This is a genomic window from Mycobacterium neumannii (assembly GCF_002245615.1).
Classification (GTDB): Bacteria; Actinomycetota; Actinomycetes; order Mycobacteriales; family Mycobacteriaceae; genus Mycobacterium; species Mycobacterium neumannii_A.
The window spans coordinates 36,087-60,844 of record NZ_NKCO01000025.1; the positions used below are offsets into that span (position 1 = coordinate 36,087).

A 24,758-nucleotide genomic window follows, 5' to 3' on the forward strand; every position below is an offset into this window, starting at 1 on the left:
GGACCGCATGAAGGCCGTCAGCTGTGAACGAGGCACTCTTTCCGTCGTCGATCTCCCGACGCCCACCCCGGCGCGCGGACAGCTCCTGCTCGAGGTGCGTCGCTGCGGTATCTGCGGATCCGACCTGCACGCGAAGGACCACGCCGATGAACTGACCGACGTAATGGACGAGGTGGGTTATCCGGACTTCATGCGCCAGGACACTCCCGTGGTGTTGGGCCACGAGTTCGTCGGTGAAGTCGCCGAGCGTGGCCGAGGGACGGCCAAGGAGTTCAAGGTCGGGTCTCCCGTGGTGTCGTTTCCCATGGTGCGTGCGGCAGGCGGAGTGCACATGACCGGCCTGTCGCCGCTGGCGCCGGGCGCGTACGCCGAGCACGTCCTCGCCGAAGCCGCGATGAGTTTCGTCGTCCCGAACGGGCTGGACCTCGATACCGCAGCGTTGACCGAGCCGATGGCAGTGGCCCTGCATGCGGTGCGCCGCAGCGAGATTCGCAGGCGTGACGTGGCGGTCGTCATCGGTTGCGGCCCGGTCGGGCTCGCGGTGATCTGTCATCTGAAGTCGCTCGGCGTACACACGATCGTCGCGAGCGACTTCTCAACGACTCGGCGCGAGATGGCGTCGCGGTGCGGCGCCGACGTCGTCATCGACCCCGCCGTCGATTCGCCGTATACGACTGCCGGGCAGGCCGGGGCCATCTCCGAGGCGCAACAGTTGTTCGAACTCGCCGTCGGATCCATGGAGAAGTTGCGCCGCCTGCCGGGCTGGTCGCATCTGTACCGGTTCGCCGACACGCTGGGCGCCGCGGGTCCCAAGCGACCGGTGGTCTTTGAATGCGTCGGTGTGCCGGGAATCATCGACGGGATCATCCGTGCGGCGCCCGTGCAGTCGCGGGTTGTCGTGGTGGGTGTGTGCATGGGCACCGACCATTTCCGGCCGGCGGTGGCCAACGGCAAGGACATCGACCTGCGGTTCGTCTTCGGTTACACGCCGCTGGAGTTTCGCGACACCCTGCACCTGCTCGCCGAGGGCAAGGTGGATGCCTCGGCGCTCATCACAGGCACGGTGGGTTTGGCGGGCGTGGACCGCGCCTTCGAGATCCTGGGTACCGCCGAAGCGCACGCCAAGATCCTCATCGACCCGCAGAGCGGCGCCACCGAACCGTAAATGGCTGATCCCACGGACTGGCTGCACGAAATCACCCTGCTAGGCGACACACGCCGCTGCGCCGAAACCATTAACCGCAGGTCGCAGACGTGACCGACGCCCAATCGCGGGGATTGTGTGACACTCTGCACATCTCCGTGCTACAAATAGGCATATTCCTATTAGAAATATGTCTGCGTGTTGCAGCTCGTGCTCCGGAGGCCACATGACAACGCCCGTCGAAACACCCAGCGCAGTCCTTGACCGCGTATCGCTGGTTCTTGACGCCTTCGATGGGCCGGGCCGGCTGACACTCGCGCAGATCGTGCGCCGCACCGGACTGCCCCGCTCCTCCGCGCACCGCATGCTCGAGCGCCTCGTCCAACTGCGGTGGCTGCGACGCAACGGGCGCGACTACGAGCTGGGTATGCGGCTGGTCGAGTTGGGGTCACTCGCGGTGCACCAGGACCGCCTGCACCGCGCGGCGGTGCCTCTGCTGCACGATCTGCACCGCGCCACCGGACTCGTCGTCCACCTCGCCGTCCTCGACGGCGCCGATGTCGTGTATCTGGAGAAGATCGGTGACGGGCTGGGGGCAGCCATTCCCAGTCGGGTCGGTGGGCGCCAGCCCGCTCACTGCTCGGCGCTGGGCAAGGCCATGCTGGCGTCCGTGACCGACCTCGACTACGGCACGATCGACCTGACGAACCGCCGCACAAAGTACTCCATCGGATCACCCGCCCAGCTGCGCACCGAGCTCGCCAAGGCACGCGAGCACGGAATCGCGTTCGACCGTGAGGAGGCGCTGAGCGGATTCGGTTGCGTCGCAGCACCGATCGGTGGTCAGGGTGAGGCGGTCGCGGCCGTGTCGGTCTGCGGTCCGATGAGTCGCATGATGTTCGACCAGCGTCTCGTCGCACCGGTGCGGATGACGGCCATGGCGATCTGGCGCAACGCCGAGGACGGCCCGCGCCGGGTGGCGCCGACGCTGCAGCAGGCTCGGCCGCTGCGGAATGTGCCTGCGCCGCGGCCCACATCGCCGCGTGAGCCGGTGCTGCAGTACGCGTGAGCCTCGATCCGCAGATCGCCGACCTGATCGAGGCGCTGGACTCGGGCTTTCCGCCGGTGCACACGATGAGCGGTTCACAGGCACGTGCCACGATCCGATCGCGGTTCGTGCCGCCCGCAGAGCCCGAAGCCGTCGAATCCGTCGGTGATGTCAGCATCCCCGGAGGCGACGGGCCCATCACCGTGCGGGTTTATCGGCCGGCTTCGGAGGCGCCGTTGCCCGTCGTGGTGTATGCGCACGGCGGTGGATTCGTGTTCTGCGACCTCGACAGCCATGACGGTCTGTGCCGCAATCTGGCCAACCTGCTTCCCGCCGTGGTCGTTTCGGTGGGTTACCGGCTCGCACCCGAGAATCGGTGGCCCGCTGCGGCTGAGGATGTGTACGCCGCGACGTGCTGGACCGCCGAGCACTGGGCGGGATTCGGTGGCGACCCGACCCGTCTGACGGTGGCCGGCGACAGCGCCGGCGGCAATCTCGCGGCTGTGACCGCCCTGATGGCGCGCGACCGCGGCGGGCCGACATTGTCTGCCCAGATGCTGATCTACCCGATGATCGCCGCAGATTTCGATACCGAGTCGTACCGCCTGTACGGCAAGGGTTTCTACAATCCGCGCCCGGCGCTGCAGTGGTACTGGGACCAGTATGTTCCCTCCCCCGCTGACCGCGCCCACCCGTATGCGTCGCCGCTGCAGGCGCGCCTCGACGGCCTACCACCGGCCGTGGTGGTGATCGCGGGTCACGATCCGCTGCGAGACGAGGGCGTCGCGTATGCCGAGGCGTTGGAAGCCGCGGGTGTTTCCGTGACGCGGTGCGTTTTCGACGGTGGGATCCACGGTTTCATGACGATGCCGATGCTCGACATCGCCCACGAGGCGCGGCGGCAGGTTACGCGACAGCTCGCAGCGTTGTTGTGAGGCTTCGCGTTCAGGCCTTCGCCACCGGCCCATAGCGCTGATGCGGGTCGAGAACACAGTGGGTCCGGCCGAACACCGTGACCATGCACTTGTTGTTGTGGTTGCATCGACTGCGGGTGCTGTGATCGGCGATCATCGCGTTGACCAGATCGGGCTCACGCAACAACGCCCGGCCCATCGCCATGAAGTCGAACCCCTCGCGCAGACCCGTCTGAAGGTGGTCGTGATTCGTGATGCCGCCCAACAGAATCAGCTTGGTGTGGCGCACCACCGGCACGAACTGACGCGCCGCATCCAGCATGTAGAGATCCCGATACGGGTAACTGCCCATGACGCGCTTGCCGGCCAGCCGGACGCCGGGCCGCAGCGCCGCCGGCATCACCTCGGCGAACTCCTTGACCGGGACGTCGCCCCGGAAGAGGTACATCGGCTTGTAGACCGACGAGCCCTGCGTCAGCTCGATCGCATCCAGCGTCTCGTCGGCGTCGAGTAGTTGCGCGGTCCGTAGCGCCTCGTCGATCCAGATGCTGCCGGGCAGACCGTCGTCCATGTCCAGCTTGGCGATGACCGCGATCTGATCTCCCACGACTTCCCGGACGCGACCGGCGATCTCCCGCACGAACCGCGACCGGTTGTCGATGGAGCCGCCGTAGGCATCCTTGCGCCGGTTGATGCGCGGGCTCAGGAACGAGCTCGGCAGGTACAGATGGCCGAAATGGAGTTCGACGGCGTCGAAGCCCGCATCGATCGCCACGCGAGTGGCCGCGGCGAATTGTTCGATGACCACATGGATCTCGGCGGGTGTGATCTCGCGACAGTAGGCGAATGAGGTCGGATTGAGGAACCGGCTCGGTGAGATCGCGGTGACGCCGGTCAGCTTCTTCGGTGCCACGACGCCCGCATGGCCGAGCTGCGCCGAGATCGCTGCGCCCGCCCCGTGGACCGCATCGGTGAGCCGACGCAGGCCGGGCAGCGCCGCCTTGCTCATCACGATCTGACCGGGTGCGCTGGCGCCCTCCTTCGAAACGCAGCAGTACGCGACCGTCGTCATTCCGACGCCGCCGTTGGCGAACGCGACGTGAAAGTCGATCAGGTCGTCGGTCACCGTACCGTCGGGCGAGCGTCCCTCGGAGGTCGCGGCCTTGATGACGCGGTTGCGCAGCTTCACCGGGCCGAGCCTGGCCGGCGCGAACGGGTCCGGCGTCTCTACTGTCATCGGACCACGGTGCTCCGCCCGATCGCCACGGTCAACGGTGTCGTCCCGATGGCTGGGAGCGCCGTCTGTGCCGCCGTCCCGGTGGCCATAGTGTCGGGCCATGGCCGACGGTGAGGTGTTCGTCATCGACCGCGTCATCACCCGGCCGGGATGCGCACGACAATTCGTCGACACGTACCTGGCCGAATACGCGCCCGGGGCGCGAGATCGCGGGATGACGCTTCGCGAGGTCCTCGTCAGCCCGCCGATATGGTTCGACGACCAATCCAACGTGATCACCGTGACGTGGTCCCTGCCGAGCCCTCAGGCGTGGTGGGAGATGACATGGCAGGGCAGACCCGACGCCACACTGGGGCCGTGGTGGGAAGGCATCGCCGACCTCGTCGTGGAGCGCACCCGCAGCGTCGCCGCCGCAGCAGGTGATGTCGACGGCTTGTGCGATGTATAGCGTCATCCGGCTGATCGATGCCGCCGAGGCCACCGGACGTGACCGCTTGTTGTACGAGCTGCGCGAAGCCGCGGCGGCCAGCAATGCGGCCCACGCCCTGGTGCAGCCGACACTGCCCGGCGTGCGCAACGGTGGCGACATCCTCATGCATCTGCGCTTTCGCAACGAAGACGAGTGGTCCTCGGTGGCAACGACTTTCAATTCGATCCTCGATCGCCCCGAGGTCGGCCGCATCAACGGCGCCACCTATACCGGCGACGTGGTCGCCGCCAGGGACATCTCGGCCACCGTTTACCGGACACTGCTGCTGCGTGTGCAACCGGACACCGACGGCGCCGCAGTGGCGCGGTTCGAGGACGATCTGCGGCTGCTCCCCCGCTATGTCAATTCGATCGCCTCATGGCAGCTCGCCAGGGTCGAGTCGGCGGTCGGTGTGTCGGAGTGGACCCACGTGTTCGAACAGGAGTTTCGCGATCTCGACGGTCTGACCGGTCCGTACCTCATGCATCCGATTCACTGGGCGTACGTGGACCGGTGGTTCGACCCCGAGTGTCCCGAGGTGATCGTCCGCGACCGGGTCTGCCACAGCTTCTGCGCCATCGGGTGATCTGGCGGCTTGTGCGTCGAATTCTGCAGCTGGGCTGTGAAATCGCGCGATCCGCGACCCTCCCGCAGAATTCGCGCTAAAGACCGGCCGGCAGGATGTTCGGGTTGGCGGTCGCGGGAGGCTCCAGGGGCGGTAACTCGGTGACGCCGTCGAGAGAGTGCACGGTCAGTCCCTGCGACCACGGATAGTGCAGGCTGAATGCGACCAGGCCGGTGCGCTCGGCGGCAGGCAGGTGACACATCGCGAGTACGGTCTCGGCGAGGTACTCCACTGGTTCGGTGGGAAAGCTGTCCGGGATGAGTTGTGCCGCACCGGGAGTACGGATGGCAGTGGAAGGACCGACACAGTTCACCGCGATGTTCGCGTCGACCAGTTCGGCGGCCACCCCCTGCGTGAAACGGTGCAGGGCGGCCTTGCAGGAGGCGTAGACGACGTCACCCGACGTCTTGTTGTACTCGCGGTACGGCCGCACCGGGGCGACGCCCGTCACTGACCCGATGTTGACGATCCAGCCGGCCCCCCGCTCCCGCATATGCGGCACTGCGGCCTGCGTCAGCACGAACGGGGTGCGCAGATAGTGCTCGACTGTGCGGTCGAAGGTGTCCAGGCTCATCTCCTCGACGCGGGCATAGTCCGCGAAACCGGCGTTGTTGACGAGGATGTCGAGGCCGCCGGTGCGTTCGACGACCTCGTCGACGAGCCGGGCCCGTTGATCGGAATCCTCGAGGTCGGCCGCGATGCCGATCGCCGTACCGCCCGCGCCCTCGATGAGCTCGATCGTCTCGGCGATCGTCCCTGGCAGGGCCGTGACCGCACCCCCACGTACCGATGCCGACGGCTCGAACGACCGAGCGGTCACCACCACCGTCGCGCCCTCCGCGGAAAGACGTTGCGCCACAGCGCGTCCGATGCCGCGGCTGCTGCCGGTGACCAGGGCCGTCTTACCGGCGAGAAGCCCCGTCATCGGAGGACGAAGTGTTCTTCGACGGGCGCGCGATGCTGATGCCACATGTCGACCAGACGGTACGGCGTAGCCACGACCACGCGACCCGAACCGGAGCGATAGTAGGTGTGCGCGTTCGGGGTGTGACACCACACCGTGCGCGACATCGCGTCGTCGATCCGCGCCACGTAATCGTCGTAGGCCTCCCGCGTCACCTCCATGGTGGTGGCGCCCCGCAGCGCGAGCAGTTGCAGGCACTCCATGATGTAGTGGGCGAGCACCTCCATCGAAAAGTTGGCGCCCGCACCGTGGCCCGGGCTGTAGTTCGGCGCCGACGTGATGAACAGGTTCGGAAAGCCCGGCACCGTGCCACCGCGGTACGCGCGCGGGCTGTCGCCCCATTCCTCGCGCAGTGTCCTGCCGTTGCGCCCCCGGATGTCGACCGTGGACAGGAAGTCGAGGTGATATCCGGTGGCATAGACGATCACGTCGAGGTCGATCTGCCGGCCGTCCTGCGTGATGATGCCCGCGGCGTTGACAGCGGCGGGCTCGCTGGCTTCGACGTCGACGTGCTCGCGGGTCAGCGCGGCGTAGTAGCCGCCCGGGTCGCGGATAATGCGCTTGCCGTACGGCGCGAAGTCGGGTGTGACCTTCTTGGCCAGCTCCGAGCCCTCACCGAAGGTGCGGTTGATGTACTCCAGACACATCTGCAGCAGGACGTCGTTGGCCTGCGAGATCGACAGGTGGTCCTTCGCCCACTCGGGGTCCCGCAGGATCACCGGATAGTTGTTGTCCGCCGTCGCCCAGTAGGACTTCACCCTGTGCCAGTTCGCGTAGTACGGCAGGTGTCGACCGAGGTACCGGCGGTAGTCGGGCACGTCATCGGAGAGCCGCTTGCGAGGCGCCACCCAATGCGGTTGACGCTGAAAGACGGTCAGGTGGTCGACCTCGTCCACACACGCGTCGACGATCTGTACGGCGGTGCAGCCCGCGCCGATGACGGCGACCCGCTTACCGGCGAGGTCCAGCGACGGGTCCCACTGCGCGGAGTGAATGCTGACGCCCTCGAACGAGTCCCGGCCTGCAACGTCCGGCCACCGGGGCCGGTTGAGGTAGCCGGCCGCGGTGATGACCACCCGGGCATGACTGATGTCGCGGTTGCCGTCGCGGTCGACCGTGTGGATCTGCCACTGCCCGCGCTCGTCGTCCCACCACAGGGCTTCGACCTCGGTGCCGAACCGGGTGTGCTCGCGCAGTCCGTACTTGTCCGCCAGGGACACCAGGTAGTTCTGGTACTCCGCGCCCTGCGGGTAGTAGCTCGACCAGTCCGGGTTGACCTCCCGCGACAGCGAGTAGTACGCCGACGGTGTGTCCACACCGATCCCGGGGTACCTCGTCGTCAGCCAGGTGCCGCCGACCTCCTCATTGCGGTCGAAGATCTGGTACTTCACCCCCGCGTCGGCCGCGGCGAGCGCTGTGATGATGCCGGCGATGCCCGCGCCGACGATCGCGACCGTCGTCGTCTGCGGGATGGGCACCGTGCGCGGCAACGTGGGCTGGGAGAGATGAAAACCGCCCTGTTCGAGCAGAAGCGGGATGAACTCGTCGTCGACGTCGGAGCCCAGCGCCACCGGCAGCGCGCGGGTGAACAGATCGATGTCGTCGCCGGCCACCCTCTCTTCGGGCTGCCGTGAGGTCACCGCCTCGACGACCGCGTCGACGAGCGATGCCATGGTGTCGGCATCGGTGACTCCGACGCGCTCGGGCGGATCGGGTATGTGTGTGATCCTCGGTCCGAACCGCTCGATCACCGACGGATCACCCACCAGTTGCGCCAGCACTGCGACCAAGACACCGGCGTCGGCCTGAACGAGATTCGCCCGCAGTTCGTCACGGTCGTCAACCGCCACATGCGGTGGCGGAAGGGCACGAGCATCAGCAGTCACGAACCTGAGTATCGGCGCGACACGGCAGTCCGGGCACCGCCCTGCCTACTGAGCGGGACACCGGTCGCTCTCGCCACGCCGACCGCGCATACGCTGCGCGCCATGGATCTCGACGCTGTGGTCGACCAGGCACGCAGCCACACGCTGGGCGACATCCCGCGTCGGTCGGCCCGGAGGCAACCCGACAAGACCGCGATCATCGACGGCGATGTGGTGCTGACGTTCGCCGACTTCGACCGGCTCGTGGATCGCGCCGCCGCCGCGTTGCAGGACAACGGGTTCCGGCCAGGTGATCGGGTGGCCCTGCTGGCCCACAACTGCTGGCAGTACGCGGTGCTCGCGTTCGCCACCGCCCGTGCCGCGGTGGTGCTCGTGCCGATCAATTTCATGCTGACGGCCGAAGAGGTCGCCTACGTCCTGGGCCACAGTAGGGCCAGCGGATTCATCGTCGAAGCCGAGCTGGCGGGCGTCGCCGAGGACGCGATGCGCATCGACAAAGCGGTGCGCACCCGGGCCGCGATCGTCCGGCCCGGACAGAGCGTTCCACCCGGCTGGGACGACTTCGCTCAATGGCTTTCCACCACCACCCCCGCGCCGAATCCGCGCATCGAGGACGACCAGCTGCTGCGGTTGATGTACACCAGCGGTACGGAGTCGCGGCCGAAGGGCGCGATGCACACGAGCCGCAGCCTGATGTGGCAGTACGTCAGCACCATCGTCGCCGGCTCGATGGCCGGTGACGACGTCGAAATCCACTCGCTGCCGCTGTATCACTGCGCGCAGCTGGACAACTTCCTGGCCACCGACATCTATCTCGGTGCCACCAGCATCATCCTGCCCGGGCCCGATCCCGAGACGGTGCTGCGCACGATCGCCCGCTATCGCGTGACCAACTACTTCGCGCCTCCGACGGTATGGATCAGCCTGTTGCGTTGCCCGGTGTTCGACGAGGTCGATCTGTCGAGCCTGCGCAAGGGCTACTACGGCGCATCGGCCATGCCGACCGAAATCCTCACCGAGATCCGCGACCGGCTACCCAACCTGAGGCTGTGGAACTTCTACGGCCAGACCGAGTTGGCGCCGCTGGCGTCCGCGCTCGGGCCGGACGAGCAGGATGCCCACGCGGGTGCGGCGGGACGTTCGGTGGTCAATGTGGAGACGACGATCCTCGACGAGAACGACACGCCCGTCGCCGCCGGTGTGGTGGGTGAGATCGCCCACCGCAGCCCGCATTTGATGCTCGGTTATCTCGACGACCCGGCGAAGACGGCGGAGGCATTCCGCAGCGGTTGGTTCCACTCCGGCGACCTCGGTTACTACGACGAACACGGGCTGCTGCACGTGGTCGACCGCAAAAAGGACATGATCAAGACCGGTGGCGAGAATGTCGCCAGCCGCGAGGTCGAGGAGGTCATCTACCGCCACAACGGGGTTCAGGAGGTCGCGGTCTTCGGTCTCCCGCATCCGACCTGGGTCGAGACCGTCGTCGCCGCGGTGGTCTCCCGCGAGGGCGCCAACCTGACTGAGGACGACCTGATCGCGCACTGCCGGCAGCATCTCGCGGGGTTCAAGACCCCCAAACACGTCTACTTTGTCGACGCACTGCCGAAGAACCCGAGCGGCAAGCTGCTGAAACGTCAACTGCGCGAACACTTCGCGGCCAAACCGCTGAGCCGCTGAGCCACCGAAGGGAACTGTCTGTTGTTCACAGGACGTATCGCACGCTTCGACGCGCCCGGAAAGCCATTCGAGATCGAAACCGTAGACTTGGCAGAGGTCGGCCCCGGCGAGATCCTGATCAAGGTCACCAGGACCAACATCTGCGGATCGGATCTGCACGCATGGCACGGCACCTTCGCCACCCGCGGGCTGGGAGGACAGCTTCCCACGGTGCTCGGTCACGAGATGGTGGGCGCGGTCGAGGAACTCGGTGACGGCGTCACGGCGGACTCCAACGGCGCGCCCCTGGAGAAGGGCAGCCGGGTGGTGTTCCCCTACTTCTTTCCCTGCCACCGGTGCCGAAACTGCCTGGCGGGCAGGCGCAACGCGTGCCTGAATCTCGCGATGGCCATGCTCGGACGCGCCGATGCGCCGCCCTTCTTCGTCGGCGGCTACGGCGACTACTTCCTGCTGCCGGCCGGAGCGCTGGTGTACACCGTGCCCGACGCGGTCACCGACGACATCGCCTCGGGCGCCAACTGCGCGCTGTCGCAAGTGATGTACGGCCTCGAGCGCGTCGACCAGCAACTCGGCGAAACCGTCGTCGTGCAGGGCGCTGGCGCGCTCGGACTGTACGCGGTCGCGGTCGCCAAGGCCCGCGGTGCCGCCCGCGTCATCGCCATCGACGGTGTGTCCGAACGACTGGGGTTGGCAACGGCATTCGGGGCCGACGCCATCATTGACATCACTACGGCCGCGACGGCCAAGGACCGCATGAAGATGGTCCGTGACCTGACCGACGGCCACGGCGCCGACGTGGTGGTCGAGGTGGTCGGTCACCCCTCCGCCATCGACGAGGGCCTCAAGATGCTGGGTCAGTTCGGTCGTTACGTCGAGATCGGCAACATCAACATCGGCAAGACGTTCGAGTTCGACCCGTCACGCTTCGTCTTCGCCAACAAGACGATGGTGGGCGTGTCGCTCTACGAACCGTCGGTGCTCTCCAGAGCGCTGACCTTCCTCGAACAGCACCAGCACACCCTGCCCCTGCACCGGCTGGCCGCAGCGCAGTATCCGCTCGATGACATCAACGAGGCCTTCGCCGCCGCCGAGCACAAGCGCGACGTCCGCGCCAGCATCGTTCCCTGAACTCAAGGAGACCCATGCACGTGGAACTCCGGTACACCAAGTCCCTACAGTTGCCGTCATGAGCACACCGCTGAACATCGCCGCTCACGGTGCGACACAGACGTGGACCATCGACCTTCCCGAGGTGGGCAACGCCATCACCGACAAGGGCTTCATCGCGGCGTTCGAGGCTGCGGTCGAAGCCGCCAACGCCGACATCGACGTGCGCGCGGTGATCCTGACGGGCGCGGGCAAGATCTTCTCGGCCGGTGGCAACGTCAAGGAGATGGCCGATCGCACCGGAATGTTCGGTCTCGACGCGCTCGATCAGCGGCGTGCCTACATCGACGGGATCCAGCGAATCCCCCGTGCGCTGGGCCGCCTGGAAATTCCGTTGATCGCGGCGGTCAACGGCCCCGCTGTCGGCGCGGGCTGCGACCTGGCCATGATGTGCGACATCCGGGTGGCCTCCGAACGCGCCTCATTCGCCGAGAGCTTCGTGCAGATCGGCATCATCCCGGGCGACGGCGGCACGTGGTTCCTGCCGAGGGCGGTCGGCTACGAACGCGCCGCCGAGATGACCTTCACCGGCGACCGCATCGACGCGGCCACCGCCCTGGAGTGGGGCATGGTCAGTCGCGTGGTACCGCACGAGGACCTGCTTCCGCAGGCGTTCGCGCTGGCCGAGCGGATCACGAAGAATCCGGCGCACGCCCTGCGGATGGCCAAACGTCTGCTGCAGGAGTCGCGAGCCGGCTCGCTCGACTCCACGCTGGCCATGGCCGCGGCCATGCAGCCGCTGGCTCACCGCGACCCGGAGCACGAACAACGCATCAGCCGTTGGCGGACCGGGCCATGACGCTCCCCCGCTTGGTGCCGCCCGCGGCCGTCGACGCTGCCGGGACCGCGGCCCTGCGAGCCGAGGTCCGCGCTTTCCTCGCCGAGCAGCGCGCCGCGGGCGCCTTCACACCGTCGGTCGACGCCTGGCTGACCGGATGGGACGACGACTTCACGAAAGCACTTGCCGCCAAGGGCTATCTCGGAATGACCGTGCCCGTCGAGTACGGCGGCCACGGGCGCTCGTTCGTCGAACGCTTCGCCGTCACCGAGGAACTCCTCGCTGCGGGTGCACCGGTCGCCGCCCACTGGATCGCCGATCGGCAGATCGTGCCGTCGCTGCTCAAGTACGGCACAGAACTGCAGAAGAGCGAGTTCCTTCCGCGGATCGTGCGTGGCGAGTGCTACTTCGGTATCGGCATGAGCGAACCCGATTCCGGCTCGGACCTCGCCAGCGTGCGCACCAGAGCGGTGCAGGTCGACGGAGGTTGGTCGCTGACGGGAACCAAGGTGTGGACGTCGGGAGCGCATCACGCTCACGCGTTCATCGCGCTGGCCCGCACCGCGCCCGTCGACCCGGACAACCGGCACGCCGGACTGAGTCAGTTCATCGTCGATCTGCGCGGGCCCGGCGTCGACATCCGACCGGTCGTCTCGATGAACGGCGCGCACCACTTCAACGAGGTGATCCTCGACGGCGCCTTCGTGCCCGACGACATGGTGTTCGGCGAGATCGGCGCGGGCTGGCGTCAGGTCACTTCGGAGTTGGCCTTCGAGCGCAGCGGGCCCGAGCGGTTCCTGTCCACCTTCGTCCTACTGAAGGCGTGCGGCGAAAGGATGGCGGCCCAAGAGATTCCGCGCGACGCCGGCGTCGGTCGCCTCGTCGCCAGGATCGCCGGCCTGCACCAGATGTCGACCGCGGTCGCCGGTGCGCTGGAGCGACACGAACCTGCCGACGTGCCCGCGGCGGTGGTCAAGGTGCTCGGCACCACCACCGAAGGCGACATCGCCGACTTCGCGGACACACTGGCCGACGGGGCCACGGATCCGACTTTCGATCAGTTGATTTCGAGAGCCGTGGACCAGCGGCCGGGCTTCACCCTGCGCGGCGGAACCAACGAGGTGTTACGCGGCGTGATCGCGAGAGGGCTGGGGCTGCGATGAGCGCCTCTGAGACCGCGCCGACGGGTGTCGATCCCGCCCTGGTGCAGATGATGGAGGCAGTTTTCGCCGAGCACCGCGACGCCCACCCACCGGCGCGGACCGTCGAGCGGGACACCGGGTTGTGGCGTCGCCTCGACGACCTGGGGCTGATCCGACTGACCGGCGCCGAAGAGTCCGGCGGCAGCGGGGCGGGGTGGTTTGAGGCCGCCGAGCTGCTTGCTGCCGCGGCCCGCAACGCGGTGCGAATCCCGTTGGCCGAACACGACCTTCTGGCCTGCTGGCTGCTCGATGCCAATGGGATGGACAGCGACGGCGCGGTGCGGACAGCGTGCCTGCTCGGTGACGACGGAACTGCCGGCGGTGTCCCCTGGGCCGCACGCAGCGACCGGGTGGTCGTCGTGTGGCGTGACGGCCACAAGCACCGCATCGCCGACGTCGAGGCCTCGACACTAGCGATCACCCCCGGAACCAACTTGATCGGCGAGCCACGCGACTGCGTCGTTGCCGACATCGCCACGCTCGACGGGGTGGCGGTGTCTTCGGACCTGGTGGCCGAGCTGTGGCTGAAATCGGCACTGGTGCGGGCGGTCCAGGTATGTGCGGCGCTCGACACGATCGTCGCGTCGTCGGTCGAACACGCCGCGTCGCGGGTGCAGTTCGGCCGGCCCTTGTCCCGCTTCCAAGCGGTCCAGCATCTGATCGCGGACCTGGCCGCCGAAGCCGCGCTGGCCCGCGCGGCCACCGAAGCCGCGCTGACGACGGCGGTCACCAGCAACTGGTCGGCGGACAACCTGCACTTCCGCATCGCGGCGGCACGGTCCTGTGTCGGTCATGCCACTTCGGTCGTGGTGCGCAACGCGCACCAGGTCCATGGCGCCATCGGAACCACCTACGAGCACCGGTTGCACGAGTTCACCCGCGCCGCACTCGCGTGGCGATCCGAGTTCGGAACCGTGCGCTACTGGGATGAACAGGTCCTGGACGCGACCGTCGCGGCCGGAGCGGAGATGTGGAGCCTGATCGCCGAGTGATCCGGCTGCTGACACACGGGTGTTCCACTGACCGGGCATCGGCGCGCCAACTCCCCGTCACCGACGGTTGACTCGCTGTCATGAGCAACGAGATCACGCTGTCTGAGGTCCAGGAGTTCATCGCCGCCTTCTGGTACCACTACGACCAAGGTCACTTCGCCGAACTCGGTGCCCGGCTCGGTGAGGAGATGGCATATCTGAGCCGATCCGATTCCGGCAACTGCCCGTTTGAGCATCTTCTGGCCGCCGAGCTGCACGGTAAAGACCAGACGTTGGCGTGGCTGGCCCAGCACCGCAACGAGAATCCCTATCCGCTGCGTCACCACGCGACCAACATCTTCCGCACCGGCGTCGACGGAAACGTCACCACCGCTCGGTTCTACCTCTACGTCAACCAGGTGACCAACAACGTCCCGTTCGACGTCTCCAGCGGAGTGGTCGACGTCGGAATCCGGCGCTCGGACAGCGGTCTGGTCTTCACGTCGATGACCGTGATCCTCGATGCCGAGGACTCGATCCCGTTCGCCGAGCACGCGGCCAAGAGCGCCGCGACGGCCTCGACAGGTTCGTAACGGGTGGACGCGCGGGCGACCTTCGACGGCGGTGTCGCGGTCATCACCGGTGCCGGCCACGGGATAGGCGCGGGCCTGGCTCGCCACGCGGCCGCGTTGGGCATGACCGTCGTGCTGGTCGACGTCGACGCCTCCGCCATCGCGGCGCTCCGCGAGGAGCTTGCTGGCTCGGTGGATCTCGTGTGCGACGTACGCGACCCCGATGCCCTCGAAAGCGTTGCCGCACAGGTGTACTCGGATATCGGGCCGGTGCGGTTGCTGGTCAACAACGCCGGTGTCGAACAGTTCGGCTACCTGTGGGACACCCCCGTCGCCAACTGGGATCGACTGGTGGACATCAACGTCTGCGGTGTCTTCTACGGGCTCCGGGCATTTTTACCGCGCATGATCGCCGCCGATGAACCGTCGTGGGTGTGGAACCTCTCGTCCATCGGCGGGGTCGCCGCCGTACCGCTGCAGACCCCCTACATCATGAGCAAACATGCGGTGCTGGCGCTGACCGAGTGCCTGCGTCTGGAGGTGGAGCTGGCCGGGCATGCCGACCGGATCCATGTGCAGGCGGTGCTGCCCGGCGCGGTGAAGTCGAACATCTTCGAGGCCGCCGGTGGAGTCGAGGACGGCGATGTGGGGGCGGCCGAAGAGCAGCGGGCGGCGATGCTCGACATCAAGGCCGAGGCAATGGATCCCGTCGAGGCAGCACGGGTGGTGTTCGAACAGGCTGCCTCGGGCGATTTCTACTTGCTGACCCAACCCGAGTACGTCGGCAATGCGATGTCCGAGCGGGCCACCACCCTGGCAGAGCGCCGCGCTCCGGTGTTGCGCACCAAACGCCGATTCGACCCTGCCCGACATTGACCGAATTCGATTGAAGGAAGGTCGAGGTGGAAATCGCCGACAAGGTGTTCGTGGTGACCGGCGCGGGCAACGGTATGGGCAGGCAGGTCGCGCTCGGGCTTTTGCGCCGCGGCGCACGAATTGCGGCAGTTGACCTCGATGCGGTCGGCCTGGCCGGTACGGCGAAACGCGCGAGCACCACCGGCGTACCGATGTCCACGCATGTTCTCGACGTCACCGACGGCGAGGCGGTCACCGCACTACCTAACCAGGTGACGGAGGCGCACGGACAGATCGACGGGCTGGTCAACATCGCCGGCATCATCCACCGGTTCGCGCCCTTTTCCGAGCTGTCCCCAGATGAGACGGACCGCATCATGGCCGTCAACTTCGACGCCACAGTGCGGATGTGCCGCGCCTTCCTGCCGACTCTGCTTACGCGCCCGGAGGCGAACATCACCAACATGTCGAGCCTTTCCGCGTTGTTGCCGTTCGCCAGCCAAACGCTGTACAGCGCAAGTAAGGGCGCGGTGAAACAGTTCAGTGAGGCGTTGTACGCCGAATTGTGCGAGACCAATGTCCGCGTGGTGACGCTATTTCCGGGAAACATCGATACCAACCTGACGGGCAACTCCGGGGTGGCCATGCTCGACGCCGGTGGCAGGAAGGTCCGTTCCACCACTGTCGAAGCCGCGGGCCAGAAGATCGTCGACGGAATCGCCGGTGATGAATTCCGCGTCCTGATCGGCACGGACGCGTTGGCGCTCGACATCTTGGCCCGGCTGTCGGCGAAGCGCGCCACCCGGTTGGTCGCCAGGCAGATCAAGTCGGTTCTGTAAGGGTGAAGATGGCATCTGGATCTGAGTACGACGTCATCGTTGTCGGGTTCGGCGCTGCCGGTGCCGCCGCGGCCATCGAGGCTGCCGACCGCGGGGCCCGCGTCCTCGTGCTCGATCGGGGGTACGGCGGCGGAGCGACCGCGTTATCGGGTGGGATCGTCTACGCCGGCGCAGGTACGGCTGAACAGCGGGCCGGCGGATACGACGACAGCGTCGCCGACATGCGGGCCTATCTCGAACAAGAGGTGGGCGACGCCGTCAGCGGCGAAACCCTCCAGAGGTTCTGCGAGCAGAGCCCGGACCTGATCGAATGGCTCAAGAGCCAAGGCGTTGGGTTCCGCGGTGGTCCGGTGTCGTTGTATAAGACGTCCTATCCGACCGACGACTTCTACCTGTACTACTCCGGCAACGAGAAAGCCCATCCCTACGCGCGGCACGCGCGGCCGGTGCCGCGCGGGCACCGCGTGGTGGCACCGGGTATGAGCTCGGGCAAGGTGTTGTTCGAGCACCTTGCCCGCTCGGCGAAAGCCAAAGGCGTTGAGTTCATTCCGTTGTGCCGAGTGCACGAACTCATACAGGACGACGACGGCCGGGTCCGCGGGGTCCGCTACCGCGCGATGCCGACGAACCATCCCGACGCGCGCAAACACCGGACACTCACCAAACTCAGCGGAAAGACCGGCACCTGGCTGCCCGGGCTGGTCAAGGGTGCGGTCCAGCGCGCCGAGACACTGTGGTCCGACGCCGCCACCGACCGCGAAGCATGCGCCCCCGCAGTGATATTGGCGGCCGGCGGTTTCATCCACAACCGCGAGTGGATGGCCGAACATGCGCCGGAATTCATGACGATCTCGCCGCTCGGCACCCCCGGTGATGACGGCTCGGGTATTGCCCTGGGAGTCGAAGCCGGCGGCATGACCGACAAGATGGGCAACATCACGGCCTGGCGCTTCCTGTCCCCGCCGAGCGCATTCCTCGAAGGCCTCACCGTGGGCCGGGACGGCCGGCGCATCGCCAACGAAGACCTTTACGGCGCAACGCACGGCAATGTGATGATGCGCGAGTTCGGGGGCGCCGGCTGGGCCATTTACGACGCCCCGACCTGGCGGAAAGTAAAGACCCAGATCAGGGAGCAGACACAGCTCTTCCAACGCCTGCAGCTGATCTATCTGTTCACGATCGGACACCGCAAGGCGTCGACGATCGAGGGCATCGCCGGCAAGAACGGGATCGATCCCACGGGTCTGCGCCGCACCGTCAACGACTACAACCGCGGCATCGCCGACGGCGCAGGCGATCCCGCACACAAGGAGCGCGACCTGTGTCCGCCGCTGGCGACTCCGCCGTTCTTCTCGATCAACATCTCCGCGGACTCGTCGATGTTCTATCCGATCCCCGGGCTGACACTCGGCGGCCTCGTCGTCGACGAACGCACCGGCGAGGTCGCCCATCATGGCGGCGGGACGGTGCCCGGCCTCTATGCGGCGGGCCGCAACGCGATCGGTATCTGCTCCAACAGCTACGTCAGCGGGCTGTCCATCGCGGACTGCATCTTCAGCGGACGACGCGCAGGAGCACACGCGTCGGCCACACTCCGGTCGGCCTCGAGCGACCGGGATCCACTGTGACGCAGTATCACCTGGACTCAGACGCAGCCGAGCGCGTCGCGGCCTTCGGACCAATTCCTCCGATGCGTCAGCGCGGTCTGTCCGAGGTACGTCGCGCGATCGAATCGGCACCGCACCCCGAGAACATGCCGGCGATGGCCGACATCGAAGACCGGTTCGTGCCGGGGACGGGTGGATCCGTTCCGATCCGGATCTACCGGCCGACCCCCGCCGGGGACACACCCGTTCTGGTGTACTTCCACGGCGGCGGAATGGTGTTGGGCTCCAATCACTCGTTCGAGCCGCTCGCCCGGACACTGGCCGCGCACACCGAGGCCGCCGTGGTTTCGGTGGACTATCGGCTCGCACCCGAAGCCCCGGCGCCGGCCCAGTTCGAGGACGCCTACGCGGCCACCTTCTACGTCGCGGCCAACGCCGACGAGCTCGGGATCGACTCTCAGCGCTTGGCGGTCGTCGGTGACAGTGCAGGCGGCTCGCTGGCGGCGGCGGTCGCGCTCGCCGCGCGGGACCGCAGCGGCCCGTCGATCCGTTGTCAGGTGCTGCTCTACCCGGGCCTGGACCGCGATATGGCCTGCGAGTCGATCCGGACCATGCGCGACGCGCCGATGCTGCACCGCGACGACATCGACTTCATGCACGCGCTCGCGGATCAGGGAGTCACCACACCGCCGGACCAATACCGTTTCCCCGCAATGGCAACCGATCTGACCCATCTCCCAGAGGCCATCGTGGTCACCGCCGAATACGATCCGATCCGCGACTGGGGCGAGCGGTACGCGCATCGGCTGCGCGAGGCCGGAGTACAGACGACGCTGACGCGCTACCCCGGCATCTACCACGGGTTCCTGATGCGCTCGGATGCGACCGCGCGGGGGCGCCTCGCGGTGGCCGAGATCGGTGCGCTGCTGCGCGCCAAGTTCGCCAACCCACTCCCCTTTGGCCGCCGGGAAACTGACGTCCCGATGACCGGACATGTGCCGAGTCACCGGTAGGCCCCCACAGCAGAATTGGTTTCGCGACCGGCGTGATACGCCGACCTCGAGAGTAGGAGAGAACATGCTCACCCAAGAGCAGCGTTTGGAGTTGTCCGACATTCTGCGGCCGGCTTCACCGCCTCGCGAGATCGACAACGTCTACACCGACGACCAGCGTGAGCGCCTCCTCGACATCGTGCGGACACAGGGCCCGTGGAAGTTGATCATCGCCCAGCATTTCGCGTCGGCCGAGGAACTGATGGCCACGATGAGTGGCATGTTCCCCGAGGGGTTCACCCCGTCGCTGGACCTTTTCCTGACGGCGACATTCCGCGGGTATCTAGCCAACTACGGCACGGTGCTCTACCCCGAGTTGCACGACTGCTTCTACAACCAGCGCTTCGTCGAGTACGCGAAGAGCTACTGGAACGCCGAGTACGCCAAGCCCGAGATGATGCTGTTCAACATCAACGGGCCCTGCGCCAACCGCGATCCGGGTCACCTGGACTCGCCCAGCTTCCGCGGTGTCCGCCATGAGAACGCCCCGACCTGGCTGACCAGCGTGATGGGCAAATCAGGACTGTTCCGCGACTATCTCGTCAAGATGGCTCAGGTCATCACATGGTTCTCCCTCGACGAGGGAAGCGGTTTCACGTACTGGCCCGACGGACCCCTCAAGCCGCCGCGGCGCCTTCTGCCGCCGGTGTACAACCGCGGTGTGCTCGTGCAGAACGAGATGATGGTGCACCGCGGCGAGGCCAACGGACCGCTCGACCAGCAGACCCCCGCGGGGTTGGCGTTCGACACGGTGTTCACCGGAGATCCGTCGGACCGCGACTCCTGGCTGCTGAAGAACGGCGATCAGGTGATCGCCCGCCACCACACCGATGAACTGCGGTTCCTGGTGCACTGGTCGGCCGAGGTGTTCACCGATTTCGCCGAGCTGAAGAAGAACATGGACGGCAGCGATGATCTGACCGTCGAGAAGGCGATCGACATGCTCGTCGATGATGTGCACAAGAAGGGCGTCAAGCTCGATGTGCCGAGCGAACCTCTGCACGATCCCGAGTTCATCGGGGCCCTGAACGCCGTCTACGACCTGGGCGGCCCGGCCGAGTACCCGAAAGAGGCTCCCCTGTCGGCCTTTCAGCTGACCTGACCGGGGTTTCGGTGCACTAGCAATCGCGTGGCGATCACTAGTGCACCGAAGTCACGCTGTTTCGTCGACGATCGGTAGCGCGCCGCGGCGGGCAGCCTCCTCGATCGAATCGCGCAGCTCGAAGCAGACGAGGAACGGCCTGCCGTCGTGCGCGTAAATGGCGTCAGCGTCTCGGCGCTGATGACATCTAGCGGTCGACTCGCTGTCCCACTGCACGCTGGTCTGTTCCCAGGTGCTCTTGCGCACCAGAACGCTTGCCGCGCAGAGCCGGCATGTCACCGAGGTCATCGGTGCGTCGGCGAGTCGGTTGTCCTGGCGGACGGTCATCCCGCGCTCGTGACGGCGTCCCGCGCGGCGATGTTGGCCTCGACGATCTTCATCCACTCCTCGCGTGGTCGCGTGGTGTCGATCTCGTACTCGAAACGGTCCACCATGTCGGGGGTCACCTCGGCGACGTCGACATAGAATTGCTCATACCAGCGACGCAGTTGGTAGACCGGCCCGTCCTCCTCGCACAGGAGCGGATTGTCGATGCGGGCCTTGTTCTTCCAAATCGCGACGTCCTGTTCGAAACCCATCTTGACGAAGTCGCCGAGACCGATCGCGGTCTGCATCGCGAGGTCGTCGGGCAATGTTTCGGACTTCTTGACGATGATCCCGTACTGCAGCACGAACGAGTCCTGGTCGATCGGATAGTGGCAGTTGATCAGCACCGTCTTGTGATCGACGTCGGTGTAGTGATACGTCAGGTCGTCGATCATGAAGGACGGCCCGAAATACGATGCGACCGAGGTGGTTCCGAGCATCTGCGTCGGCCCCGGCTCGCCGAGATCGGGCCGGCCCGCGCTGTTCATGTACTGGGTCGCGACATGGCCTTCGAAAATGTTCTTGAAGTGCGTCGGCAGCGAGCCGTGGATGTAGAAGAAGTGGGCCATGTCGACGACGTTGTCGATGATCTCGCGGCAGTTCGTGTTGACCACGGTCGTGTACCAGTGCCAGTCGGTCCAGTCATCGCTTGTGGCGCCCTCGATGCGCGGGATCGTGACCTCCAGCGGCGGGGGGTTGCCCTCCGGGTCGTTCCAGATGAACAGCATGCCGTCCTGTTCGAGCGTGGTCCAGGTCGCGGTGCGGGTCAGCCGCGGCACTCGCTTGCTGTAGGGCACCTTCTTGCACCGACCGTCACCGCCCCAGCGCCAGTCGTGGAACGGGCACGCGATCTCGTCGCCCTTGACCTCGCCCTGGCTCAGGTCGCCGCCCATGTGGCGGCAGTACCCGTCGAGGACGTTGAGGCGGCCGTCGCCGCCGCGGAACACCACCAGCTTCTTGCCGAATGCGTAGACCTGGTGCGGCTTACCGTCACCGAACTCTCTGACCAGACCTAGGCAGTGCCAGCCCCGGGCGAACCGCGACGGCGCGGCCTCGGCCTCGATCTGGCGGACCTCGATGTCGGTGTCCATCGTCATACCGCTGTTCTAGCAGCCCTCACCGGCCCTGTTCACGGTTCTGTTCCGCTCATCAGGACATCGATACCGGCCCGCTGCCATCCGCTCTACGTTGATGGCTTGTGACTAGCGCGCACGCGGCAACGATCCCGGAGGGCCTGCCCGTAACCGATACGACCGTCGATCTGGTGGTGGTCGGTTCCGGCACCGGTATGGCGGCAGCCCTTGCCGCTCATGAGCGCGGCCTGTCCGTGCTCATCGTCGAGAAATCGACCTATGTCGGAGGTTCCACCGCCAGGTCCGGCGGGGCGTTGTGGCTGCCGGCCAGCACTGTGATCAACGGCGACGGCGGCGCCGACACCGCGGAGCGGGCGAAGACGTACCTCGACGCCGTGGTCGACGGGACCGCGACCTCCCAGCGCTCGGACGCATTCGTGGCCCACATCGGCGCGACGGTCGAGCTTCTGCGGCGTACAACGCCGATGCGGCTGTTCTGGGCGAAGGAGTACTCGGACTACCACCCCGAGGCGCCCGGCGGCACCGCCGTCGGCCGCACGTGCGAATGCCGTCCCCTCGATTCGGCGATTCTTGGCCCGTACCGAACGCGACTGCGACCCGGCGTGATGGAAGCCAAGGTTCCGATACCGACCACCGGCGCCGATTATCGATGGCTGAACCTGATGTCGCGGATGCCGCGCAAGGGTCTGCCGGTGGTCGCCAAGCGCCTCGGCCAGGGTGTTGGGGGTCTGCTGCTCAAGCGGCGATACGTCGCCGGGGGCCAGGCGCTGGCCGCCGGTCTTTTCGCCGGTGTCCTGCGCGCGGGCATCCCCGTCTGGACCGACACCACGCTGCTTCGGCTGGTCGCCGACGGTGATCGGGTAAGCGGCGTGGTGCTGAGCCACGGCGGCGCCGACATCACCGTGTCCGCGCGCCGCGGGGTCGTGCTCGCGGCGGGCGGTTTCGACCACCAGATGGACATGCGGTGGAAATTCCAATCGGAATTCCTCGGCGAGCATGCCAGCCTGGGCGCCGACACCAACACCGGCGATGCCATCCGCCTGGCCCAGGACATCGGCGCTGCAACCGATCTCATGGATCAAGCGTGGTGGTTCCCCGCCGTCGCCGCACTGCCCGGTGCGGAGCCGAAAGTCATGCTGGCGGAGCGGTCGCTTCCCGGATCGATCATCGTCGACCAGAGCGCGAACCGCTTCGTCAACGAGGCGACCGACTACATGTCATTCGGACAGCGGATCCTCGAGCGGGAACGCGCGGGAAACCCCGTCGAGTCGATGTGGATCGTCTTCGATCAGGGCTATCGCAACAGCTATGTCTTTGCCGCCGAACTGTTCCCACGGATGGCTATACCCAAGCGCTGGTATGACGCCGGCATCGCGCATCGTGCCGAGTCGATCGCCGAACTCGCACCCAAGATGAACCTCGACGGGTCGGCCCTCACCTCAACCGTCCAGCGCTTCAACGAAAACGCAGGCGCGGGTGTCGACCCGGACTTCCTGCGTGGGGCCAGCGCCTACGACCGCTACTACGGCGACCCGACGGTCACGCCGAACCCCAACTTGCGCCCACTGGATCGCGGACCCTTCTACGCCGTCAAGATGGTGCTGAGCGATCTCGGCACCTGTGGCGGCTTGCGCGTCGACGACCGCGCCCGGGTGCTACGAGAGGACGGCGGCACGATCGACGGGTTGTATGCGATCGGTAACACCGCCGCCAACGCGTTCGGTGCCACCTATCCCGGAGCGGGCGCGACGATCGCGCAGGGTCTGGTGTACGGCTACATCGCCGCCGCGGACGCCGCCGACCGGTGACCGATCAGTCGTCAGCCTCGGCCTTCTTTTCGATCTCGTACCAGTATTCGGTTGCGGGCCAGGGAATCTGGGTACCGGGTTCGATGCCGGCGTCGGCGAAGGCGGCTTCGGCCTCGTCCAGTTCTTTGAGCATCTTCAACGCGAGTTCGCGTTCGGCGGCGTAGTACCTCTCGGCCCATTGCAAGGCGACCTTCGCGTACGCCCACGACGGCTCCACGCCTGCCCACTTGGCGTCCTTGGCGGCCTTGCGCTGCATGTCATCGGCGTAGGCGACGTGCTCCTGCAGAATCTCCTTGAGCCGTGCCGGATCGGTGAGATGTCCGAACGTCACGCGCAGCAACGGGTTGTGCTTGAGCACCGGCGGATCGACCGGAGATTCGTTGGCCCACTTCCGCACCGCCTCCAGACCGGCCGGGGTGATCCTGTACAGCCGACGGTTGCGGGTGCCACCGGTGCTCTCGACGCGCGATGACAGCAGTCCCAGCCGCTCCAGCTTTTTCAGCTCTGAGTAGATCTGGCTGTAGGCGGGGCTCCCGTAGAAGAACCGCATGCTCCATTCGATCCACTTGCGGATGTCATAGCCCGACAATTCGTGTTCGTACGACAGCATGCCGAGCAACGCCCAACTGGTCGCAGCCAGATTCGGCTTCGCGTCGGACGTGCTTTTCGCCATTCGGTCAGCCTAACAACGACAGCTCGAACCGCTCGTCTAACGCACCACTGGCCGGGACGGCGCCTTGCGGCGGCGGCGGGGTTTACGCACCCTGAACCCATGGCCGGCTCCGAACTCGACGATCTGCGCGCCGTGTACGAACCCTTGGCACAAGCGGTGCGCCGACTCGTCGACGTCACGATCCGCACCTGCGCGGATGCAGCGACCGTCGAAGCGGTGACGAACCGGATCGACTGCGCTAGTGACGAACTCAGCGCATCGCTGCTTGCCGACTCATTCGGTGTGCAACACACCCGCGACGGCGAGGCGATGGTCTGGGGCAATGTCGTGATCGGGGTGCGCAACCCGGCCGCCCCGCCGCTGGTCGTCCATCACGACACCGACGGCCGAGTCTGGGCCGAATTCACGCTCGGCGCCGCATTCGAGGGTCCCCCGGGACATGTCCACGGTGGAGTCTGCGCGATGTTGCTCGACCACGTGCTCGGCGCTACCGCGCACAAACCGGGCAAGCCGGCGGTGACGGGCACGCTGACCATGCGCTACCGGCGCGGTACCCGGCTCGGGCACCCGCTGCGCGCGCAGGCCTGGGTCGAACGGATCGAGGGCGTGAAGACGTTCGCCGTCGGGCATATCGCCGACGCCGACGGCGTGACCGTCGAAGCCGACGGTGTCTTCATCCATCCGCGAGTTCCGTGACACCTCGCC

Annotated in this window: 24 protein-coding genes; 18 read left to right on the plus strand and 6 right to left on the minus strand. The window is 66.6% G+C overall.

Annotation, left to right across the window (positions count from 1 at the left end; translation table 11 throughout):
* The first annotated feature begins 7 nt into the window (after window positions 1-7).
* From CEX88_RS22060 to CEX88_RS22070, 3 genes are all read left to right on the plus strand, one after another.
* On the plus strand, window positions 8-1,165 hold the full coding sequence (locus CEX88_RS22060; protein WP_094295167.1) for a zinc-binding dehydrogenase: 1,158 nt from the start codon (window positions 8-10) through the stop codon (window positions 1,163-1,165).
* 205 nt (window positions 1,166-1,370) lie between these two features.
* Entirely contained in the window at window positions 1,371-2,213 is an 843-nt protein-coding gene (locus CEX88_RS22065) for an IclR family transcriptional regulator (RefSeq protein ID WP_094295128.1), read from the plus strand.
* Complete coding sequence (locus CEX88_RS22070; protein WP_094295129.1) at window positions 2,210-3,127, plus strand: alpha/beta hydrolase; 918 nt, start codon at window positions 2,210-2,212, stop codon at window positions 3,125-3,127. Before CEX88_RS22065 ends, CEX88_RS22070 begins: the two co-directional genes overlap by 4 nt.
* Before the next feature lie 10 nt (window positions 3,128-3,137).
* Here CEX88_RS22070 and CEX88_RS22075 read toward each other — a convergent pair whose 3' ends face one another.
* Window positions 3,138-4,343, minus strand: a complete 1,206-nt coding sequence (locus tag CEX88_RS22075) for an NADH:flavin oxidoreductase (RefSeq protein ID WP_094295168.1) — start codon at window positions 4,341-4,343, stop codon at window positions 3,138-3,140.
* Window positions 4,344-4,443: 100 nt separating this feature from the next.
* Between CEX88_RS22075 and CEX88_RS22080 the strand changes: the two genes are divergently transcribed.
* Window positions 4,444-4,791 (plus strand): hypothetical protein, encoded by a 348-nt coding sequence (locus tag CEX88_RS22080; RefSeq protein WP_068199885.1) that lies wholly within the window; start codon window positions 4,444-4,446, stop codon window positions 4,789-4,791.
* On the plus strand, window positions 4,784-5,398 hold the full coding sequence (locus CEX88_RS22085; RefSeq protein WP_094295130.1) for a Dabb family protein: 615 nt from the start codon (window positions 4,784-4,786) through the stop codon (window positions 5,396-5,398). The genes CEX88_RS22080 and CEX88_RS22085 overlap by 8 nt, the downstream gene beginning before the upstream one ends.
* A gap of 76 nt (window positions 5,399-5,474) precedes the next feature.
* On the opposite strand, the gene CEX88_RS22090 is transcribed toward CEX88_RS22085, so the two are convergent.
* Entirely contained in the window at window positions 5,475-6,362 is an 888-nt protein-coding gene (locus CEX88_RS22090) for an SDR family NAD(P)-dependent oxidoreductase (protein WP_068199889.1), read from the minus strand.
* On the minus strand, window positions 6,359-8,287 hold the full coding sequence (locus CEX88_RS22095; RefSeq protein ID WP_202931612.1) for a flavin-containing monooxygenase: 1,929 nt from the start codon (window positions 8,285-8,287) through the stop codon (window positions 6,359-6,361). The genes CEX88_RS22090 and CEX88_RS22095 overlap by 4 nt, the downstream gene beginning before the upstream one ends.
* Before the next feature lie 102 nt (window positions 8,288-8,389).
* Between CEX88_RS22095 and CEX88_RS22100 the strand changes: the two genes are divergently transcribed.
* From CEX88_RS22100 to CEX88_RS22150, 11 genes are all read left to right on the plus strand, one after another.
* Window positions 8,390-9,967 (plus strand): acyl-CoA synthetase, encoded by a 1,578-nt coding sequence (locus tag CEX88_RS22100; protein WP_094295169.1) that lies wholly within the window; start codon window positions 8,390-8,392, stop codon window positions 9,965-9,967.
* Between the two features lie 21 nt (window positions 9,968-9,988).
* Window positions 9,989-11,095 carry a zinc-binding dehydrogenase gene (locus CEX88_RS22105; RefSeq protein WP_094295132.1) on the plus strand — a complete coding sequence of 369 codons (1,107 nt, stop codon included), beginning with the start codon at window positions 9,989-9,991 and terminating at the stop codon, window positions 11,093-11,095.
* A gap of 58 nt (window positions 11,096-11,153) precedes the next feature.
* A complete protein-coding gene (locus CEX88_RS22110) occupies window positions 11,154-11,933 on the plus strand; it encodes a crotonase/enoyl-CoA hydratase family protein (protein ID WP_094295133.1) in 780 nt (259 codons plus the stop codon).
* Window positions 11,930-13,075: an acyl-CoA dehydrogenase family protein gene (locus CEX88_RS22115; protein WP_094295134.1), complete on the plus strand. Its 1,146-nt coding sequence runs from the start codon at window positions 11,930-11,932 to the stop codon at window positions 13,073-13,075. Before CEX88_RS22110 ends, CEX88_RS22115 begins: the two co-directional genes overlap by 4 nt.
* Window positions 13,072-14,106 (plus strand): acyl-CoA dehydrogenase family protein, encoded by a 1,035-nt coding sequence (locus tag CEX88_RS22120; protein ID WP_238382167.1) that lies wholly within the window; start codon window positions 13,072-13,074, stop codon window positions 14,104-14,106. Before CEX88_RS22115 ends, CEX88_RS22120 begins: the two co-directional genes overlap by 4 nt.
* Before the next feature lie 80 nt (window positions 14,107-14,186).
* Window positions 14,187-14,678, plus strand: coding sequence for a nuclear transport factor 2 family protein (locus CEX88_RS22125; RefSeq protein ID WP_094295135.1), 492 nt, complete (start codon window positions 14,187-14,189; stop codon window positions 14,676-14,678).
* A gap of 3 nt (window positions 14,679-14,681) precedes the next feature.
* Window positions 14,682-15,533 carry an SDR family oxidoreductase gene (locus CEX88_RS22130; protein WP_094295136.1) on the plus strand — a complete coding sequence of 284 codons (852 nt, stop codon included), beginning with the start codon at window positions 14,682-14,684 and terminating at the stop codon, window positions 15,531-15,533.
* Window positions 15,534-15,559: 26 nt separating this feature from the next.
* A complete protein-coding gene (locus CEX88_RS22135) occupies window positions 15,560-16,351 on the plus strand; it encodes an SDR family NAD(P)-dependent oxidoreductase (RefSeq protein ID WP_094295137.1) in 792 nt (263 codons plus the stop codon).
* A gap of 8 nt (window positions 16,352-16,359) precedes the next feature.
* On the plus strand, window positions 16,360-17,979 hold the full coding sequence (locus CEX88_RS22140; protein ID WP_094295171.1) for an FAD-binding protein: 1,620 nt from the start codon (window positions 16,360-16,362) through the stop codon (window positions 17,977-17,979).
* A complete protein-coding gene (locus CEX88_RS22145; protein WP_094295138.1) occupies window positions 17,976-18,971 on the plus strand; it encodes an alpha/beta hydrolase in 996 nt (331 codons plus the stop codon). Before CEX88_RS22140 ends, CEX88_RS22145 begins: the two co-directional genes overlap by 4 nt.
* Before the next feature lie 64 nt (window positions 18,972-19,035).
* Entirely contained in the window at window positions 19,036-20,112 is a 1,077-nt protein-coding gene (locus CEX88_RS22150) for a hypothetical protein (RefSeq protein ID WP_094295139.1), read from the plus strand.
* 51 nt (window positions 20,113-20,163) lie between these two features.
* Here CEX88_RS22150 and CEX88_RS22155 read toward each other — a convergent pair whose 3' ends face one another.
* Complete coding sequence (locus CEX88_RS22155; protein WP_094295140.1) at window positions 20,164-20,439, minus strand: ferredoxin; 276 nt, start codon at window positions 20,437-20,439, stop codon at window positions 20,164-20,166.
* A complete protein-coding gene (locus CEX88_RS22160) occupies window positions 20,436-21,575 on the minus strand; it encodes a 3-ketosteroid-9-alpha-monooxygenase, oxygenase component (protein WP_094295141.1) in 1,140 nt (379 codons plus the stop codon). Before CEX88_RS22160 ends, CEX88_RS22155 begins: the two co-directional genes overlap by 4 nt.
* Window positions 21,576-21,676: 101 nt before the next feature.
* On the opposite strand from CEX88_RS22160, the gene CEX88_RS22165 reads away from it, so the two are divergent.
* Window positions 21,677-23,380: a 3-ketosteroid-delta-1-dehydrogenase gene (locus CEX88_RS22165; protein ID WP_094295142.1), complete on the plus strand. Its 1,704-nt coding sequence runs from the start codon at window positions 21,677-21,679 to the stop codon at window positions 23,378-23,380.
* Between the two features lie 4 nt (window positions 23,381-23,384).
* Here CEX88_RS22165 and CEX88_RS22170 read toward each other — a convergent pair whose 3' ends face one another.
* Window positions 23,385-24,053 carry a PadR family transcriptional regulator gene (locus CEX88_RS22170; protein ID WP_064418233.1) on the minus strand — a complete coding sequence of 223 codons (669 nt, stop codon included), beginning with the start codon at window positions 24,051-24,053 and terminating at the stop codon, window positions 23,385-23,387.
* Window positions 24,054-24,152: 99 nt separating this feature from the next.
* On the opposite strand from CEX88_RS22170, the gene CEX88_RS22175 reads away from it, so the two are divergent.
* Window positions 24,153-24,749, plus strand: coding sequence for a PaaI family thioesterase (locus tag CEX88_RS22175; protein ID WP_094295143.1), 597 nt, complete (start codon window positions 24,153-24,155; stop codon window positions 24,747-24,749).
* Window positions 24,750-24,758 lie beyond the last annotated feature (9 nt).